The sequence below is a fragment of the Bradyrhizobium sp. AZCC 2262 genome, from assembly GCF_036924535.1.
Lineage (GTDB): Bacteria > Pseudomonadota > Alphaproteobacteria > Rhizobiales > Xanthobacteraceae > Bradyrhizobium.
Genome location: NZ_JAZHRT010000001.1, coordinates 1,066,426 through 1,083,651 on the forward strand (window position 1 = coordinate 1,066,426; position 17,226 = coordinate 1,083,651).

Annotated in this window: 15 protein-coding genes; 9 read left to right on the top strand and 6 right to left on the bottom strand. The window is 63.9% G+C overall.

Annotated features, from left to right (window positions below; all coding sequences use genetic code 11):
• Window positions 1-85 precede the first annotated feature (85 nt).
• The 3 genes from V1283_RS04815 to V1283_RS04825 all read left to right on the top strand — a co-directional run bounded on the left by V1283_RS04815 (window position 86) and on the right by V1283_RS04825 (window position 3,014).
• Window positions 86-898 carry a UDP-2,3-diacylglucosamine diphosphatase gene (locus tag V1283_RS04815; protein ID WP_334385306.1) on the top strand — a complete coding sequence of 271 codons (813 nt, stop codon included), beginning with the start codon at window positions 86-88 and terminating at the stop codon, window positions 896-898.
• Window positions 895-1,953 carry a glycosyltransferase family 4 protein gene (locus V1283_RS04820; RefSeq protein ID WP_334385307.1) on the top strand — a complete coding sequence of 353 codons (1,059 nt, stop codon included), beginning with the start codon at window positions 895-897 and terminating at the stop codon, window positions 1,951-1,953. Before V1283_RS04815 ends, V1283_RS04820 begins: the two co-directional genes overlap by 4 nt.
• A gap of 71 nt (window positions 1,954-2,024) precedes the next feature.
• The gene (locus V1283_RS04825) at window positions 2,025-3,014 is read left to right on the top strand and encodes a threonine ammonia-lyase (protein ID WP_334385308.1); all 990 of its coding nucleotides are present in this window, start codon (window positions 2,025-2,027) and stop codon (window positions 3,012-3,014) included.
• Window positions 3,015-3,084: 70 nt separating this feature from the next.
• Here the strand turns inward: V1283_RS04825 and V1283_RS04830 are convergent, their stop codons facing one another.
• Window positions 3,085-4,671 carry a caspase family protein gene (locus V1283_RS04830; protein ID WP_334385309.1) on the bottom strand — a complete coding sequence of 529 codons (1,587 nt, stop codon included), beginning with the start codon at window positions 4,669-4,671 and terminating at the stop codon, window positions 3,085-3,087.
• 162 nt (window positions 4,672-4,833) lie between these two features.
• Here V1283_RS04830 and V1283_RS04835 point away from each other — a divergent pair, with 162 nt between their 5' ends.
• The gene (locus V1283_RS04835; protein WP_334385310.1) at window positions 4,834-5,868 is read left to right on the top strand and encodes an AI-2E family transporter; all 1,035 of its coding nucleotides are present in this window, start codon (window positions 4,834-4,836) and stop codon (window positions 5,866-5,868) included.
• Here the strand turns inward: V1283_RS04835 and V1283_RS04840 are convergent.
• Together V1283_RS04840 and V1283_RS04845 are read right to left on the bottom strand one after the other, a co-directional pair.
• Window positions 5,865-7,595 carry a metallophosphoesterase gene (locus tag V1283_RS04840; protein WP_334385311.1) on the bottom strand — a complete coding sequence of 577 codons (1,731 nt, stop codon included), beginning with the start codon at window positions 7,593-7,595 and terminating at the stop codon, window positions 5,865-5,867. The genes V1283_RS04835 and V1283_RS04840 overlap by 4 nt on opposite strands.
• A 36-nt stretch (window positions 7,596-7,631) precedes the next feature.
• Window positions 7,632-8,153 carry a DUF1269 domain-containing protein gene (locus V1283_RS04845; RefSeq protein ID WP_334385312.1) on the bottom strand — a complete coding sequence of 174 codons (522 nt, stop codon included), beginning with the start codon at window positions 8,151-8,153 and terminating at the stop codon, window positions 7,632-7,634.
• A 489-nt stretch (window positions 8,154-8,642) separates the two neighbouring features.
• On the opposite strand from V1283_RS04845, the gene glsA reads away from it, so the two are divergent.
• From glsA to V1283_RS04865, 4 genes are all read left to right on the top strand, one after another.
• A complete protein-coding gene (gene glsA, locus V1283_RS04850) occupies window positions 8,643-9,641 on the top strand; it encodes a glutaminase A (protein ID WP_334385313.1) in 999 nt (332 codons plus the stop codon).
• Between the two features lie 64 nt (window positions 9,642-9,705).
• Window positions 9,706-11,358, top strand: a complete 1,653-nt coding sequence (locus tag V1283_RS04855; RefSeq protein ID WP_334385314.1) for an MFS transporter — start codon at window positions 9,706-9,708, stop codon at window positions 11,356-11,358.
• 11 nt (window positions 11,359-11,369) lie between these two features.
• Window positions 11,370-11,690: a hypothetical protein gene (locus V1283_RS04860; protein ID WP_334385315.1), complete on the top strand. Its 321-nt coding sequence runs from the start codon at window positions 11,370-11,372 to the stop codon at window positions 11,688-11,690.
• Between the two features lie 50 nt (window positions 11,691-11,740).
• Window positions 11,741-12,304, top strand: coding sequence for an HdeD family acid-resistance protein (locus V1283_RS04865; protein ID WP_334385316.1), 564 nt, complete (start codon window positions 11,741-11,743; stop codon window positions 12,302-12,304).
• A 247-nt stretch (window positions 12,305-12,551) separates the two neighbouring features.
• Here the strand turns inward: V1283_RS04865 and V1283_RS04870 are convergent, their stop codons facing one another.
• Together V1283_RS04870 and V1283_RS04875 are read right to left on the bottom strand one after the other, a co-directional pair.
• Window positions 12,552-13,490 carry a diacylglycerol/lipid kinase family protein gene (locus tag V1283_RS04870; protein ID WP_334385317.1) on the bottom strand — a complete coding sequence of 313 codons (939 nt, stop codon included), beginning with the start codon at window positions 13,488-13,490 and terminating at the stop codon, window positions 12,552-12,554.
• A gap of 147 nt (window positions 13,491-13,637) precedes the next feature.
• Complete coding sequence (locus tag V1283_RS04875; RefSeq protein WP_334385318.1) at window positions 13,638-14,924, bottom strand: hypothetical protein; 1,287 nt, start codon at window positions 14,922-14,924, stop codon at window positions 13,638-13,640.
• A 76-nt stretch (window positions 14,925-15,000) separates the two neighbouring features.
• Here V1283_RS04875 and V1283_RS04880 point away from each other — a divergent pair, with 76 nt between their 5' ends.
• Window positions 15,001-16,200 (top strand): MFS transporter, encoded by a 1,200-nt coding sequence (locus V1283_RS04880; protein WP_334385319.1) that lies wholly within the window; start codon window positions 15,001-15,003, stop codon window positions 16,198-16,200.
• On the opposite strand, the gene dgcA is transcribed toward V1283_RS04880, so the two are convergent.
• Window positions 16,170-17,165, bottom strand: a complete 996-nt coding sequence (gene dgcA, locus V1283_RS04885; RefSeq protein ID WP_334385320.1) for an N-acetyl-D-Glu racemase DgcA — start codon at window positions 17,163-17,165, stop codon at window positions 16,170-16,172. The genes V1283_RS04880 and dgcA overlap by 31 nt on opposite strands.
• Window positions 17,166-17,226: the final 61 nt, after the last annotated feature.

The following is a 17,226-nucleotide window of genomic DNA, read 5'->3' on the forward strand; positions in this document are numbered from 1 at the left end:
CTAGGGGCGCGGCACTGATTCTCGTGGCGCTATCGGTCGTGTGAACAGTCATCGCCCTGTCACAAAAATCTGTCAGGGGACAGGCATGGGTAGTGACTCCTCGAGTGAAGAAAGCCCGGAACGGCGCTTTCGTACCTTGTTCATATCCGATGTCCATCTTGGAGCTCGCGGCTCGCAAGCCGACCGATTGCTGGACTTCCTCAGAACGCACGACGCCGACACCATCTATCTGGTCGGCGATATCGTCGACGGCTGGGCGCTGAAGTCGAGCTGGCACTGGCCGCAATCGCACAACGACTTCGTGCAGAAGATGCTGCGCAAGGCGCGCAAGGGCGCCAAGGTCATCTACGTGCCCGGCAATCACGACGAGTTCCTGCGCAACTATTACGGCACGCATTTCGGCGGCATCGACGTGGTGGAAAACACCATTCACGAGGGCGTCGACGGCAAGCGCTATCTCGTCATCCACGGCGACATCTTCGATCTCGTCGTGCAGAACGCGCGCTGGCTCGCCCATCTCGGCGACAAGGCCTATGACTTCGCCATCCAGATGAATCGGCTGGTCAACTTCTTCCGGCGCATGTTCGGCGTACCCTATTGGTCGCTGTCGCAGTGGGCGAAGCTGAAGGTCAAGAACGCCGTGAACTATATCGGCGCGTTCGAAAAGACCCTGGCCGGCGAAGCGCGGCGTCACGGCGCCGACGGCGTGATCTGCGGCCACATCCATTACGCCACCATCCGCGACGAGCACGGCATCCGCTACATGAATTGCGGTGACTGGGTGGAGAGCTGCACCGCGCTCGCCGAGCATGAGGACGGAAGATTCGAGATCATCACCTGGACCGATCCGCTGCGCAGGGCGGCGCCGGTTCCCCGCGTCGCGGCGCGCGCCGCATGACGCATATCCTGGTCGCGACCGATGCGTGGCATCCCCAGGTCAACGGGGTGGTTCGGACGCTGACCATGATGGCAGAGGCGGCGAAGGGATTTGGCGTCGAGGTGAGTTTCCTGACGCCGCAATCGTTTCGCACCTTCGCGATGCCGAGCTATCCCGATTTGCGCCTGGCGCTGCCGTACCCGGCAAGAATCGCAAAACTGATCGAGGCGGCAAAACCCGACAGCATTCATATCGCGACCGAGGGCCCGATCGGGCTATTGGTGCGGCGCTACTGCCGCAAGCACGGCCTGCCGTTCACCACGAGCTTTCACACCCGTTTCCCCGAATATGTTTCCGCGCGTTCGCCGATCCCGGAATCCTGGGTATGGCGGGCGCTGCGCGCCTTCCATCGGCCGAGCCAGGCTGTAATGGCGGCAACGCCGGCGCTGGCGGCCGAATTGCGCACGCGCGGCTTTCGCAACGTGGTGCTGTGGTCGCGTGGCGTCGATACCTCGCTGTTTCATCCGCGCAGCGCTGACCTCTGCTTGCCGATGCCGGTGTTCCTCTGCGTCGGGCGCGTCGCGGTCGAAAAGAATCTCGAGGCCTTCCTCGATCTCGATCTGCCCGGCACCAAGCTCATCGTCGGCGACGGGCCGGCCCGCGCGGCGCTGGAGCGGAAATATCCGGACGCCGTGTTCCTGGGCGCAAGGCACGGCGAGGAACTGGCCGAAATCTACGCGGCATCCGATATTTTCGTATTTCCCAGCAAGACCGACACGTTTGGCCTGGTGCTGCTGGAGGCGCTGGCCAGTGGCCTGCCGGTTGCCGCCTTTCCGGTCACCGGTCCCCGCGATGTGATCGGCGCGGCGCCGGTCGGCGTCCTGGACGAAGATTTGCACAAGGCGTGCCTGGAGGCGCTGCAGGTTTCTCGGCAGGATTGCGTCGAATTTGCCACCGCGCATACCTGGCAGGCCTCCGCGCGGGTCTTTGTCGAACATGCCCTGAATGTTCGCTCCGAGCCGCCGGAAGGCGAGGTGGCCGAATTTGGCGCGAAAGACCCGCATTTCGCCGCCTGAGCTCACGGTAACGCCCGAATTCACGGTAAATCGTCTTGCCCGCCCGTCGGCGACCGCGATACAAATTGCGGATGCCAGAACCCATCCAAAATCCACCCATTGGCGCCGCCGATATCGAGGCCGCCGCCAAGGTGGTCGCGCCCTTCGCGGTGCGGACGCCGCTGTTGTCGTTTCCCGTTCTCAACGAACGGGTCGGGACCAAGGTCTTCCTGAAGCCCGAAATGCTGCAGCGGACCGGATCGTTCAAGTTCCGCGGCGCCTTCAACAAGCTGGCCTCGATCCCGCAGGACAAGCGCAGCGGCGGCGTGGTCGCGTTCTCCTCCGGTAACCATGCCCAGGGCGTGGCGGCGGCGGCGCGGATCCTCAGCATGCAGGCCACCATCGTGATGCCCTCGGACTCTCCCGTCACCAAGCGCGAGCGCACCAAGGGCTACGGCGCCGAGGTGGTGCTCTACGACCGCGACAAGGAAGACCGCGAAGCGATCGCCAACGGCATTGCCCAAAAGCGTGGCGCGACGCTGGTGCGCCCCTATGACGATCCCTTTGTGATCGCCGGACAAGGCACTGCGGGCCGCGAGATCGCCGAGGACATGGCGGCGCTCGGGCTCGTCCCCGATATCGTGGTGGCGCCGGCATCGGGCGGCGGGCTGATTGCCGGTGTTGCGACGGCTGTGAAGGCAAAATTTCCGCAAGCACAAATAATCGTCGCCGAGCCCAAGGATTATGACGATCACGGCCTGTCGCTGCGCGCCGGCCATCGCGAGGCCCATCACGCCGCCGGCCGCACCATCTGTGATGCGCTGATGGCGGCGATGCCGGGCGAGCTCACCTTCTCGATCAACAGCAAGCTGCTGGCCAATGGCGTGACCGCATCCGACGAGGAAGTCGGCGCGGCGGTTGCCTATGCCTATCGGGAATTGAAATTGGTGGTCGAGCCGGGCGGCGCGGTCGGTCTCGCTGCATTGCTGGCCGGCCGCATCGACGCCAGGGGCAAGAACGTCGTCATCGTGCTCTCCGGCGGCAATGTCGACGCGGACCTGTTCGCGAAGCTGGTCGCCTGATCATCCCGTCTCAAACGAAACCGGGCAGAGCGCATGCTCTGCCCGGTTTTGCATGATTTAAGCTCTTTCGTCAGCGCCGCCCGAAACCGCCGCCGAACGAACGGCCACCGCCGAATGAGCGGCCGCCACCGAACGAACTGCGGGCGAACGACATCCGTGATGGGCCGGAAGAGAAGCGCTGGCTGAATCGTCCGCCGCCCATCCCGCCGCCGAAGTGACGCGGCCCACTGTTGAACATCTGCTTGTTGCCGGTCCGCACGGGATTGTTGTTGAACCGACCCGGCATTCTCGAGAACTTGCCGTTGTTGCTGCCGTTGAAGGCACCTTGCTTGTTCCTGCCGGGCAGCCCGCCGATTTTGCCCATGTTGCCGTTGCCGAACGGCTTCGATCCGGCGTGGGCGGGCATGTGCTGGATCAGGCCGCTTGCGCCTCCGCTCTTGTTGTGGGCGAACGAGGATCCAAAGTTGCCCTGCTTGTACGACGGCGACTGTTTTGCCAGATGCGTGAACTGCATCACCGGCACGGCCTTCGGCGCATCGTAGAGCTTCAGCGCTGCCGGGGCGTAGAGGCTGTTGGAATAATTTTCGTGGAACGTCTTGTAGGCGAACGGCGAGTTCGCGAGCACCGCTTTGTGCCACGCCTTTGCGACCTTCAAATTGTAGTACAGCACGCGTATGTCGTCGCACAGCGGGTCGTGCGGATAGAGCCGGATGAACTCTTCATAATATTCAGGAGAGCCTTCGGACACCACATAGTCGTAGGCCTGCCGCACCGAACGCGACGGCAGGTTCGCCGCCATCTGCAGGATCGGGCGGCGATCCGGCGCGCGTCCCGCGGCAACTGCCGTATCCCCGAAGAAATAGAAATCGGAGGTCAGCGACGAACTTTCCCACGGCGTCTGACGGCCCCTGGTCGCGTTGTTCACTTCGAGCCGGACGCGCTTGAACAATTGCTCGATCGGCAAGTTCGGCTCGCGCGCAATATTGAGGAACGCGGACGTATACGGGCTGTGGTTGCCGTCGCCGTCCGCCGCCTCCATGCCCGGTGCGGTCGAGTAGCCGACGATCGAGCCGTTCGGCGCATCGACGATGGCCAGGCCCCGCCCGGCGTCGTTGACCTCCGGGAACGGATTGTTGCGGCAGGCGTCGAGCACGACGATGCGCATCCGGCTTGTAATGGATTCCAACGTGCCCATCAGGTCGACCAGTCGCAGCGAATTGCCGTCGAGATCGGATACCGATGAGATTTTCGCATCGACCGGAAGCAAATAGTTCTCGCCCTCGACCTGCACGCCGTGACCGGCATAGTAGATCATGGCGACGGTGCCGGGGCCGCGCTCGGCGACCTTGGCGGTAAAGTCCTGCACGACCCTGACCATGTCGTTGCGCGTCAGGTCGGTCGCCTGGGTGACCTCGAAGCCCGCCGAGTTCAAAAGTTGCGACATCGATTGCGCGTCGTTGCCGGGATTGGCGAGCTTTGGCGCGGTCTGGTAATTCGAATTGCCGATCACCAGCGCGATGCGCTGGTCGGTCGGCGGCGGCGTTTGCATGCCGTTGCGGATGTCGGCATTGGGGGCCTCGGCGAAAGCAGCGCCGGCGAAGCCCAACAGGCCTGCCAGCAGGCTGGCAGATAGCAGCAGTGACTTGAAACGGGACATGGCGGTGCTCCTTCTCTCCTCGGAGATTAGGAGGCACGCTATGTTGAGGCGGACGTCATTGTACGTGACTCCGATCACGTTGTTGCTGGAGGCGCCATCGCCCTTGCCGCCGTTCGTCGCAACTGACAATCTCGGGTTGCTGGAAGATCGAAGGAACCCAACATGGGGTTCGGGCTCAAGGTCACGACAGGAATCATCGCGGCGGTGCTGATCATCGCGGCGCTGGCGCAGGCGAGCAGGGTATTCGCGCCGCTTGCAGCGGCCATATTCATCATCGCCATCGTGTGGCCGATCCAGAAGCAGTTGCAATCGTGGATGCCGAAGCTTGTCGCGCTCGCGATCACCATCGTCGTCACGGTGACGATCTGTCTCGGCTTTGCCTCCCTCGCAGCCTGGGGATTTGGCCGCGTTGGACGATCGCTGGTCGCGGAGTTGCCGCGCTACCAGGCCCTTTATGCGGCGATGGTGATCTGGCTGGACGGCCACGGCGTCTCGGTCGCAGGGCTTTGGGCCGAACATTTCAACGTAGGCTGGCTGCTGCGCGCGACGCAGTATGTCACCGGGCGCGTCAATACCACGCTCAGCTTCTGGGTGATTGCGCTGATTTACGTCATGCTCGGACTGCTCGAAGTCGAGAACGTCAGGCAGAAGATCGAGCGGCTGGATAACCGTACCGCGGCACGCCTGCTGCTCGACGGCAGCGCGGCGACCGCGGCGAAATTTCGAAGATACCTGCTGGTGCGGACGAAGATGAGCGCGGTGACCGGTCTGCTGGTCGGCATCTTCGCTGCGATTACCGGACTGCCATTCGCATTCGAGTGGGGCGTGATCGCCTTCGTGCTCAACTATATCCCGTTCATCGGTCCCTTCGTCGCCACGCTGTTTCCCACCTTGCTGGCGATGACGCAGTTCGAGAGCTGGCCTGCGGTCCTGGGCGTCTTCGTTTGCCTGAACATCATTCAGTTCGTGGTCGGCAGCTACATCGAGCCGCGGGTGGCCGGTACCATGCTGTCGATCTCGCCCGTCATCGTGCTGTTCTCGATCTTCTTCTGGACGTTCCTGTGGGGCCTGTTCGGGACCTTCATCGGCGTGCCGATCGGACTCGCTATTCTGACCTTCTGCGCCGCGCACCCGTCAAGCCGCTGGATCGCCGACCTGCTCGGCGGACCGGATCCGGCGAAGCCCGGCAAGTCTTAGGATTCCTTCTCGCCGGCAATCTCCACGCGCTCCGGCGGCAGCAGGCCAAGCCGTCCGTCTGCGCCAGCCGTCAGCGTGTGAATATAGAAATGCGTGGCCATATCATCGGTCGCATTCATCACCGGCGAGGGCGCGGAGATGATCTTTAGCGAACCGCACGCGCCGATCCAGTCGATATGGCGGTGGCCGTGCATCACCACGGCGCGACCGGCCAACGCTTCCAGTCCGCGCACGAACCAGCTGCCGTTGATCAGCGCCGTGCCGATGCGTTCCGAGAACGCCTTTACCGGCATGGGATACTCCACCACATGGTGGTGCAATGCGACGATCCAGCGTGCTGCCGGATAATGGCGGATCGCCGACTCGAGGCGATGTGTCTGTTCGACGGATACCAGCCCGAGTGCGTTGGTGAAGGAAAAATGAGTCTCTGCATTGGAGTTCAGGATGGCTATTCCGAGGCCGTCTTCCGCTTCCGGCGGCAGGATCATCGGAAACTGGTCGTCGAAGAGACCGCGCAGCGCCGCTGCACGGCGCAGGCCGCCTTGCTCCGCAAGCGTCACGATCGCATCGCGGTGCGGCGCCAGCGCCTCGTTCAGCGTTACGGCCGGCTTTCCCAAGACATCGACCACGCGCACGCGATCGCCTTGCACGGCCGCCATCGCCGACAGGGTGCGGATTTGCCGTAGCCGCTTGCCGGGGCTGAACGGCAGGTCGAGCCGGGCCGGATTGGCGCGGTCGACGATGTTGACGTCGTGATTGCCCGGCAACATGAGCGTGCGCGCGGCAAGTTCCGGATGATGCGCTATTGCGTCGAGGAATGCCGCCCATTCGCCGGCGCGGCCGGCGTCGGTCATGTCGCCGGTGATGAGGATGTGGTCCAGTGGATCGATCGCATGAATGGCGGCGAGACGCGCCAGGACCCGATCGAGCCGGCTATTGCCGCGCGGGCCGGCACGTCCGCTTTCGATGCGGAAGCCGTATTGGTCGCCGATCACATGCAGGTCCGATAGATGCGCCACGCGCCAGCTCGGTCCTCCGGACGAGACGGCATCGAAGGCGGCGAGATCGACGGGTTGCGGCATGCTGGCATCCGCAAATCCCCAAACCAGCGATGCGGCCGCCAGATATGCCGACACCAGCAGAATGGCGTTTGCCAGCGCCGGCATGGCGAGGCGATGCAGCAAGGCGAGGTCGTTCCAGCCGCCCGTCCAACGCGAGGCGGGCCAGGCCAGCATCGCAATCAGCACGGCGCATGCGGACAGCATGATGCCGGCCGCAACCGAATTGGCGCTGCGCAACTTCGCCCGGCCGGCGACGGTCAGCTTCCTGCCCCATATCCGTTCCGTCAGGTGGCGCAACGCTTCGCGGGCGAACGCGTAGCCGGGCTGCACGGCGAGCGCGTTGAGCGACCAGAAATTATTCTCGGCGATCCGGAACAGCGGTCGCCATCCGATCCATCCCACCGCGACAATCGCGAGCAGGGCGAGGGCCGTGCCGATCCCGGTCAGTGTGGCAAGCTTTTGCGACAGGGTTGAAAACCAGGCGGAAACCAGCAACGGCGCCAGACCCAGAAGCACCGCCGGCAACAACAGCAATACCGTCCAGGCAAACAGCAGTTTGGGCAAACTGATTTCGACCAGAAGGCTGCCGGCGATGGCAAGCAGCGACCGCTGCCCGGGACTGGCGGCATCGTCCTCGATATCGCCGTGGCGCGGATCGATCAGCATGCTGTCCCGGGTGCGGGCGGACTTCGGTTGCTCCGCTCAGGCGGCGTTCGTCTTGGGCGCCGCTTGAGTGGTGCTGGCCTTCGCGAGTGCGTCGCGAAGCTGCTGTTCCTTGGTGTCGTCCAGAGATGTCTTGAGCACGGTGCCTCCCGCGTCTTGAATCTCCCGCAGTACCTTGTCGGGGGTCATGTTCTTGATGAGCACGAACAGCGCGGCATTGCCGGGCTGCATGCTTGCGGAGAGTTCCTTCATGAAGGCGTCATCGATGCCGTAGTCGGACAGGGCGCCGCCGAGCGCGCCCGACGCCGCGCCGAGCGCGACACCGAGGATGGGATTGAGGAAGATCACACCGATCAGGAGTCCCCAGAAGCTGCCTGATACGGCGCCCACTGCCGTCGTATTGACGAGCTGGTTCAGCTTGACGGGGCCGGCTTCCGTCTTCACGGCAATCACGGCATCGCTGATCGTGATCAGATATTCCTTCTGCAGCTTGAACAGGCGCTGCCGCACCTCTTCGGCTTTTGCTTCGGATGGATAGATGATTGCGACTAGATCTGACATCTCCGTATCCTCCGGCTCGATGATGGACCTGATGCGGACCGCACAGCGCTTTCAACACGCCCAAGGGCGTTGTCGTCCAAGAGCGTTGTCGTCCAAGAGTCTTGTCGCTCAAGAGATCAGCGGCCGCGCAGCGAGACCCTTGACCGTATCATAACTCGCGAGCGAGCGCATCACGGTTCGCTGATCGCATTCCTGGAGGTGACCTCTGTAGTCAAATTCGCGCTTAATTCGCTGGATGGTTGCTGTACGCACTGTCGATGCATAGTCAGCATTACGCGATTTGTCACAAAATGTTGTAGCGAGGCGCAACACCTCGCCAACCTTCTTTCAGGTTGTGTCGTTGACTCGATATACACTACAGCGGTACGGTCCGTGCAATCAGCAAGAAAGCTGAAGCGGTCGAGTGATCGTTTTTCAGCGCGCAATTTGTGTTGCCGAACGGCTCGACAATCCGCGAGCAGGATCGTTCGAGCCGGGTGGAGGAGTCCAATGGACTTGCCTTCGATCTCGGAACAAACCGACCGGCCCTACATTTCGACGGGGCATCTGCCTGAACCTGAGATGGTGCAGAAGCTGGTGTCCGATGCGCACCAGCGTTTCAAGTCGAACGGTGATGGGCACAATTCGCAAGTCTATCCGGCGCTCGCGCGCGTTCCACGAGAACTGTTCGGGATCTGTGTGGCAGGCACCAGCGGGCGCGTCTATGAGGCCGGAGACACCGAGTTCAAATTCTCGATCATGAGCGTGTCGAAGCCGTTCGTGTTCGCGCTGGTGTGCGAGACGCTCGGCCCCGAGGAGGCGCGCGCAAGACTTGGGGCGAACGCCACAGGATTGCCGTTCAACTCGCTCGCCGCCGTCGAGCAGGGCGCTGGCCGCACCAATCCGATGGTCAATGCGGGTGCGATCGCGACCACGAGCCTCGTGCCGGGGCTTACAGCGGAAGGTCAATGGCAGTTCATTCACGACGGCCTGTCGCGTTTTGCGGGGCGCAAGCTCGCGCTCAATGAAGAGGTTTACGCCTCGGCGTCGCAGACGAATTATCGCAACCGCAGTATCGCCCGGCTGCTGCAGAGCTACGACCGCATCTATTGTGACCCGAAGCAGGCGACCGATCTCTACACCCGGCAGTGCTCGCTGAATGTGAGCGCGCGGGATCTGGCGGTGATGGGGGCGACGCTGGCGGACGGCGGCGTCAACCCCGTTACCCGGCAGCGCGTGGTCGACGCCGCGGTCTGCCACTACGCGCTCACCGTGATGATTACCGCAGGCTTGTACGAGACCTCGGGCGACTGGCTCTACGACATCGGCCTGCCGGGCAAGAGCGGGATCGGCGGCGGCATCGTTGCGGTTTCTCCGGGCAAAGGCGGTTTCGGCACCTTTGCGCCGCCGCTCGATGCGGCCGGCAACAGCGTGAAGGGGCAGCTCGCGGCGAAATTCCTGTCGCAGCGGCTGGGAATGGATCTGTTCGTATCGCAACCGGAAAACTGACGGAGCGGCTTGATCGGGCCGATGGCTCGGTCGATCCGAAAACCGGGCAACTCGGGAGGACGCCATGGCGACGCACTCGATATCGATCGGAGCAATCCGGGAAGGAGCGCGGGAGTCATGGGTGCCGATGATTGCGATCGCGCTCGGTCAGATGATCATGTCCTTCAACGTCGCCTCGCTGCCGGTCGCGCTCGGCGGGATGGTCAAGAGTTTTTCGGTGCCGCCGACGACGGTCGCCACCGGTATCGTGGCCTATTCGATGCTGGTGGCCGGCTTCGTCATGCTCGGCGCCAAGCTCGCGCAACGGTTCGGCGCGCTGCAGGTGTTCCGCTTCGCCGTCGTCCTGTTCTGCGCATCGCAGATATTGATGACCTTCAGCCCCACGGCGACGTTGATGATCACGGCGCAGGCGCTGTGCGGCGCGGCGGGCGCGGTCATCGTGCCGTCGCTGGTGGCGCTGATCGCCGAGAACTACACGGGGCGGCAGCAGGCGACGGCCGTGGGCGCGCTCGGCTCGGCGCGGGCGGCGGCGGGAGTGTTGGCGTTCATCATCGGCGGCGTGCTCGGCACCTATACCGGCTGGCGCCCGGCGTTCGGAATTTTGATCGCGGTCTCGGCCATTGTCTTCCTGCTGAGCTTCCGTCTCAAGCGCGACTACGGCCGCCCGGATGTTCATATCGACATCTTTGGCGTCGTTCTGGCGGCGTCGGCGATCATCCTCATCAGCTTCGGCTTCAACAATCTGAACGGCTGGGGACTGGCGCTGGCGACCGCCAATGCACCGTTCGATCTGCTCGGCCTTTCGCCGGCGCCGGTCATGATCGTTCTCGGCGTCGTGCTCGGGCAGGCGTTTTTGATGTGGACGCACCGGCGGCAGGCGGAGGGGAAGACGCCGCTGCTGGCGCTCGCGGTGATCGACTCGCCGGAAGAGCGCAGCGCGGTCTACGCGTTGTTTGCCGTGGTCGCGCTGGAGGCGGCGCTGAATTTCTCGGTGCCGCTGTATATCCAGATCGTCCAGGGTCGCTCGCCGCTCGCGACCGCCATTGCGATGATGCCGTTCAACCTGACGGTCTTCTTCACGGCAATGCTGATCGTCAACCTCTACGACAAGCTGACGCCGCGGCAGATCGGTCGCTACGGCTTCATTCTCTGCACCATAGGCCTCGTGTGGCTCGCCTTCGTCGTACGCAACGACTGGAGCGAGGTTCCCGTGCTGTTGGGCCTGATCCTGTTCGGCATCGGCCAGGGATCGCTGGTGACGCTGCTGTTCAACGTGCTGGTCACGGCCTCGCCCAAGGAACTGGCAGGCGACGTCGGCTCGCTGCGCGGCACGACACAAAATCTTGCCGCGGCGGTCGGCACGGCGCTGGCGGGTGCGCTTCTCGTCGGCCTGTTGAGCACGATTGCGCTGAGCAGCATCGCGGCGAACCCGGTGCTGCCGAAGGAAATCCAGAGTCAGGTCGATCTCGACAACATCACTTTCGTCAGCAACGACCGGCTGCGCAGCGTGATGGAAGGCACCACCGCGAGCCCGCAACAGGTTGAGGAGGCGGTGCGCGTGAACACCGAGGCGCGGCTGCGCGCCCTGAAGATCGGGCTCCTGATCATGGCCGGTCTGGCACTGCTGGCGATCTTCCCGGCGGGCCGGCTTCCGAATTACCTGCCGGGCGAAATACCGAGCGATGCGCCGACGGGCAGCCGGGTGAGATCGAGCTGAGCGAATACGAAATGGCGAGGGACATCCCGGCAAGGAGAAAAACAATGGATGCAATCGATCGTCGCAGTGTGCTGCGGGGCTTTCTTGACGGCATCGTCGCAGCAGGATTGGGTGTCGGCTTGCTACCGGGCTCGGCCGAAGCGATGCCGCTCGCCATGGAAAAAAATCTCGGAAACAAGGCCGACGATTTCAGGCACGAAGCGCAAGCCGTGGCTACGCGACCGCCGCCGCGGCCCATTCGCCAACCGGGTCACCATCATCATTGGGGCCGCCGTCGTCCACGCCGGGTTTGCTCGTGGCACCGTGGCCGCCGCGTATGCCGCTGGCGGTGAGCATTTGTGTGCGATGAGGCAGGGGCGATCCGAAATCCAGGAGGAATTCCATGGCCACAATTGACAATAGTTCGCCGATGGGCGTCACCAACCTGCCTGCGCCACCCTTCTGGGTTTGCGTTCTGCTCGGGCTCGTCATGATCGTGGCGGGATTCTTTGTGCTCGGGGATGTCATGCTCGTCACCGTGATCAGCACCATGTTCATCGGCTGGGTGTCCATCTTCACTGGCGCTTTCGAGATCGTCCACGCATTCTGGACCAAGGGATGGGGCGGGTTTGTCTGGCAGGTGCTGCTCGGCATCCTGTACGTCGCTTTTGGCGCCGTGCTGGTGAGCCAGCCGGTCGCCAGTGCGCTGATCCTCACCTACGTCCTTGGCTTGATGCTGCTGATTTCCGGGTTCATCCGCATCCTGCTTGGTATCAGCCATTGGCGAGAGGCGGGCTGGATCATGCTGCTGTCCGGCGTATTCGGCGTATTGGCCGGCGTCGTGATCCTGACGGGATTTCCAATGACGGGATTGTGGGTCCTTGGATTCCTCCTCGGTGTCGACCTGATATCTCATGGGATCGGCTGGCTGTCTTATGCGTGGCTGCCGACCACCCGCAGCGCATAGTTCCTCCCTGCCCACTCGAGCGAGATGGCTTTTCGTCGAATCGTCATCTCGCTCCTTTTTTCTGTTTGAGCATGATCTTCGGGCAATCGTCCCAACATCGCTTCGTCGCGGGTGGCGATATTTCTGGTTCTTGTTGAACCCTGCGTTATTCAGTCGAGGTTTTCCATGTCCTGGCCCCAAGACGTCAAAATCCTGGCATTTGCTGTTTGGACGGCATGACTGCAACGCCGGAGCGGGCGACTTCGGGCTATACCCGATTGACCGCCACCTTGAGGCGGAACGGCAGCATCGTCACCGACATCGGCAATTGTCCGATGCTTTCGCCGTCCACGTCGGCCCGGACCATGCGATCGCTGTCGATGGTGACCCGCGTCGCGTGGCGCCGCGAGACTTTTGGGTGCGCCAGATAGCTGCCGTCGCCGAGGTTGGGGACGATCCTGGTCAGGGTCTCCCAATGTCCGATGTCGCCAACCATGATCAGGTCGAGCTTACGGTCGCCGGGGTCGGCGCCGGGCGCGAGCATCAGGCCTTCGCCTGCGCCGTCGAAGCTGCACAGCATCAGCGACCACATCGGCAGGCTCTGCTCGGCTTCATCGTCGATCCTGATGCGGTAGTTGCGTGGGTTGTAGGTCAGCGACGTGAACGCCGTCATCAGGACGTAGCTGATCGGGCCGAGCCGCTTCAGCAGCGGCACGCGCTGCGCGCGCCAGGAAATCGTGGCGGCGGCGCCGACGATCGCGAGCACGAACCCGTAGCGCGTCACCTGGCCGCCCGCATAGCCCCTGGCGTCGGCACGGAATATGTCGATGTCGCGGGTGTGGCCCATGGCGATGGCCTTGCTGGCCTCGCCGAGCGAGAGCTGGCCGAAGGAGCGGGAGAGTTCGTTCGACGTGCCGCCCGGCAGTTGCGCCAGCACGAGGTCGGGCGCGATCGGCCGATCGTCCGAGATCACGCCGTTCAGTACCTCACTGAAGGTGCCGTCGCCGCCGACGGACACCAGGCGGCGATAGCCGGCGACGACCGCTTCCTGAGCCAATGCCATCGCGTGATTCCGCTCGCGCGTCATCGCAATGTGATGGTCATCGATCGGGCCGAGATGCTTTTCGAGTTCGGCGCGAATCTGCGGCCAGCGCTTGCCGCAGCCGCCCTTGTTCGCCATCGGGTTGACGATGATCCTGGTTTTCACGGTCATCTCCGCCAGAAGACAATCGCATCAGCTTGACGTCGGCGGAGGCGTGAAGCAACCGGAAAGCGAACCATTCGCAGATGCAACAAAATGCTGCGGGCGCGTTATGGAAGCCGGGAGAGTTTCGCGCGGCGACGCAGATGCCTCTTACGAAAAGAACGCGATCTTCTCGACCTGGCTCATGCGCCGGATCGGCGCCAGCGGGTCATTGGCCGCCGTGACCGGCTTTCGCAGCATGCCGCTCGCGATCAGGGTCGAACCGAGCGACACTTCCACCGCCGGTACAGGCGCCGGTGGCACAGGCGCGGCGACAGGCGGCGGGGGCGGTTGAATCACCTGTTGAACCGGCGGCGGCGCCGGCGCGGCGACCGGTTCGGGCGCTCTTGCGACGCTCACGGAGACGACCGCCGCAGGCTCCGCTGCACGGGCTTGCTCGGCCATCGCTTCGGCGATCTCGTCGTCGCTGATCGGATCATCCAGCGCGCCCATCTCCATCGCGATCATGTCGAGTACCGCTTCGTCCTGGGCGTCGGCGTCTTGAGGGTCGGCATCTTGGGGGGCGGCGTTCTGGACAGCGGCGTTCTGGACAGCGACTTCGTGGACGGCGATTTCCCGGACAGCGGCTTGCTGGGCAGCGGCGACCTCGGCGGCAGGCGGCGTTCTCGTCTCCGTCAACACAGGTTCCGCCGCCGCACGCGCGGTCTCGGCGGTCGTGGCCGGCGAAGCGGACGGTGCCTCGGCAACTTCTTCCGTCAAAATTGTTTCGGGCATCTGCGCCGCCGCTTCGTTCTCGGCAGCCGTCGCCTGAGAGCGCTCGTCGTCGCCGAATTCCACAAGCCGGCCCTGGAGGGCGGCAAAGGCCGCACGCAGGGCCACTCGCGCCTCTTCGGAGGAGAACTGGTCGGTGCCCTTTTCGATGACGGTGACCTGCGAATCGATCAGGTCGCAGATCCGCCCGTCATTGCCGATTTCCCGCAACCGCCAGGCGATTTCCCGCAGCACCCGTGCGCCCTTGCGGACCGGCGCCAGTCGCTGCTCCAGCGCGAGGCTGTCGAGCGCTTCCACCGCTGATTCCTCGGCAGCCTCGACCGAGCCGCGGATGGCGGCGAGCGCCTCGGTCAGGCGTTCCTGCGCCGCCGCCGCCGCCGCGACGGCCTCCGCGGCCTGCTGCGCCGAAAGGCCTTCCTCCCGCTGGAGGGTTGCCTCCCGCTCAAGGGTTTCTTCCCGCTGGGCGGTGAGGCTTTGCTCGATCCGCGCCACCGCGTCCAGCACCATGCGGGTGTCGGCATTGCGGTTGCGCTTGGCGTATTCGGTCAGGAACCAGCGGCCCCGCGAAGTCTCCATGAAGGCTTCGGCGATCGCGGCATAGTCCTCCTCGCCCGGCAGCGTGGCGCGTGCTGAGATCGGCGAAAGGGCGAATGCTTCGTCGGCCATGTCAAACTCTTCGCGCAAATCAGCGCGCATTGCGATAACGAAACAACACGATATTGCCCGAATCGCAATTGAATTGATGCAGAACGAATCACAAATCCCCACAGCTTCTCAAGCCGCGTCGAAGCAATTCGCGACGCGGGTGGCGTTATTTTACGCCACGCTGTTCGGCATGACCGGCACCCACCTGCCGTTTTTCACGGTCTGGTTGAAGGCGGTCGGAATTGATTCGTTTTGGATAGGGTTGATCACGGCCGTTCCCCCCGTGACCCGGTTTACGGCGCTGCCGCTGGTGACGGGCCTTGCGGAACGGCGCCAGGCCCTGCGCGGCGGCATCATCGTGACCGCCTTTGCCACCGCTTTGGGCTTTTTCATCCTGGGCACCCAGCATCTGCCGGTGCTGGTGTTCCTGATCTACGCCCTGACCTGCTGCCTGTGGACGCCCATGGTGCCACTGACGGATGCCTATGCGTTGCGGGGCGTGAAGCGTTATGGGCTCAATTACGGACCGCTACGGCTATGGGGTTCGGCCGCCTTCGTTCTCGGTGCGCTGGTCTGCGGGGTGCTGCTCGACCGCATCGCCGCCCATCATCTGATCTGGATCATCGCAGGTTCCGCTGCGCTCGGGGCGCTGGCGAGCCTCGCGCTGCGTCCGCTGGACGACACCCGGACAGTCCGCCCGGGCACCGGTGGTGCGAGCGCGTTGCTGCGCGACGGCGGCTTTATCGCAATCATCGTGGCGTCGGCGCTGATCCAGGGCAGCCATGCCGCCTATTACATTTTCGCGTCGATCGCCTGGCAGCAGGCGGGGTACGACGGACTGACGATTGCAACCCTGTGGGTTCTGGGCGTGATTGCCGAGATCGTGCTGTTCGCGCTGTCGCCGCGGTTCACCCTGCAGCCGTCGATGCTGGTGCTGATTGCGGCGCTGAGCGCGGCCGCGCGCTGGGTGATAACGGCGCAGGATCCGCCACTGGCGGTTCTCGCGATCGTCCAGCTCGCCCATGCGCTGAGTTTTGGACTGACGCAGGTCGGCGTCATGGGATTGATGCTGCATCACGTGCCCGGCCATATGATGGCAAGGGGGCAGGGCTATATGACTGCCTGCGGCGGCATCGTGGCAGGTCTAGCCTCGGTCGCATCAGGCACGATCTATGAGACCTGGGGACAGGGCATCTATTACGTGATGGCTGTCATGGCTGCCCTGGGCGGGCTGGTGGTCTGGCTGGCGCGGGAGCGGCTCTTGCATCAGCCCCACAAGGCGGCTTCCGGCGGATAGACCAGGCTGCCGTCGTAGCGCAGCCCGCCATCGCGGTCGCGCGCCAGCAGCAGGGGACCGTCGAGATCGACGAATCTGGCCTGTTGCGCCAGCAGCATGGCCGGCGCCATCGCCAGCGAGGTGGCGACCATGCAGCCGATCATGATTTCAAAGCCGAGCGCCTGCGCGGCATCGGCCATTGCGAGCGCCTCCGTTAGCCCGCCGGTCTTGTCGAGCTTGATATTGACGGCGTCGTAGCGCGCGCGAAGGGCTTCGAGCGAGGTGCGCTCATGCACGCTTTCGTCGGCGCAGACCGCGATCGGGCGCTTGATACGGGCCAGCGCCTCGTCGCGCCCGGCCGGCAGCGGCTGCTCGATCAGCGTTACGCCGGCGTTGGCGCAGGCCGCCAAATTGTATTCGAGATTGTCCGGCGTCCAGGCTTCATTGGCATCCACGATGAGTTCGGATTCAGGGGCCGCCTTGCGTACCGCGGATATCCGCTTGTCATCACCGTCACCGCCGAGCTTGATCTTGAGCAGCGGCCGGTGCGCGGCCTTCGCGGTTGCCGCCGCCATGGCTTCCGGTGTGCCGAGCGAGATCGTGAAGGCGGTGGTGCAAGGGCGCGGCGCTGGCCGGCCGAGCAGGGTCCAGACCCGTTGACCAGCGCGTTTGGCCTCGAGATCCAGTAGCGCGCAATCCAGCGCGTTGCGAGCCGCGCCTGCGGGCATCGCCGTCTGCAGGGCCGTTCGGTCCAGTCCCCTCGCAAGCGGTTCCTGCATCGCGTTAAGCGCTTCAAGTGTTGCATCCGGCGTCTCGCCGTAACGGGGGTAGGGTACGCATTCGCCGCGGCCGCTCTCGCCATCGTGGCTGACGGTCGCGACGACCGTGACGGCCTCGGTCTTGGCGCCTCGGCTGATGGTGAAGGCGCCTGCGATCGGCCAGCGTTCGATGCTGGCGGCAAGCTTTCGGGAAAGGCTGGAAGTCATTTTAAAATTTGGCAATTTTCTGAACCGCAAGCTTGCTCGCCGCAACCAACTATGGCTGGTT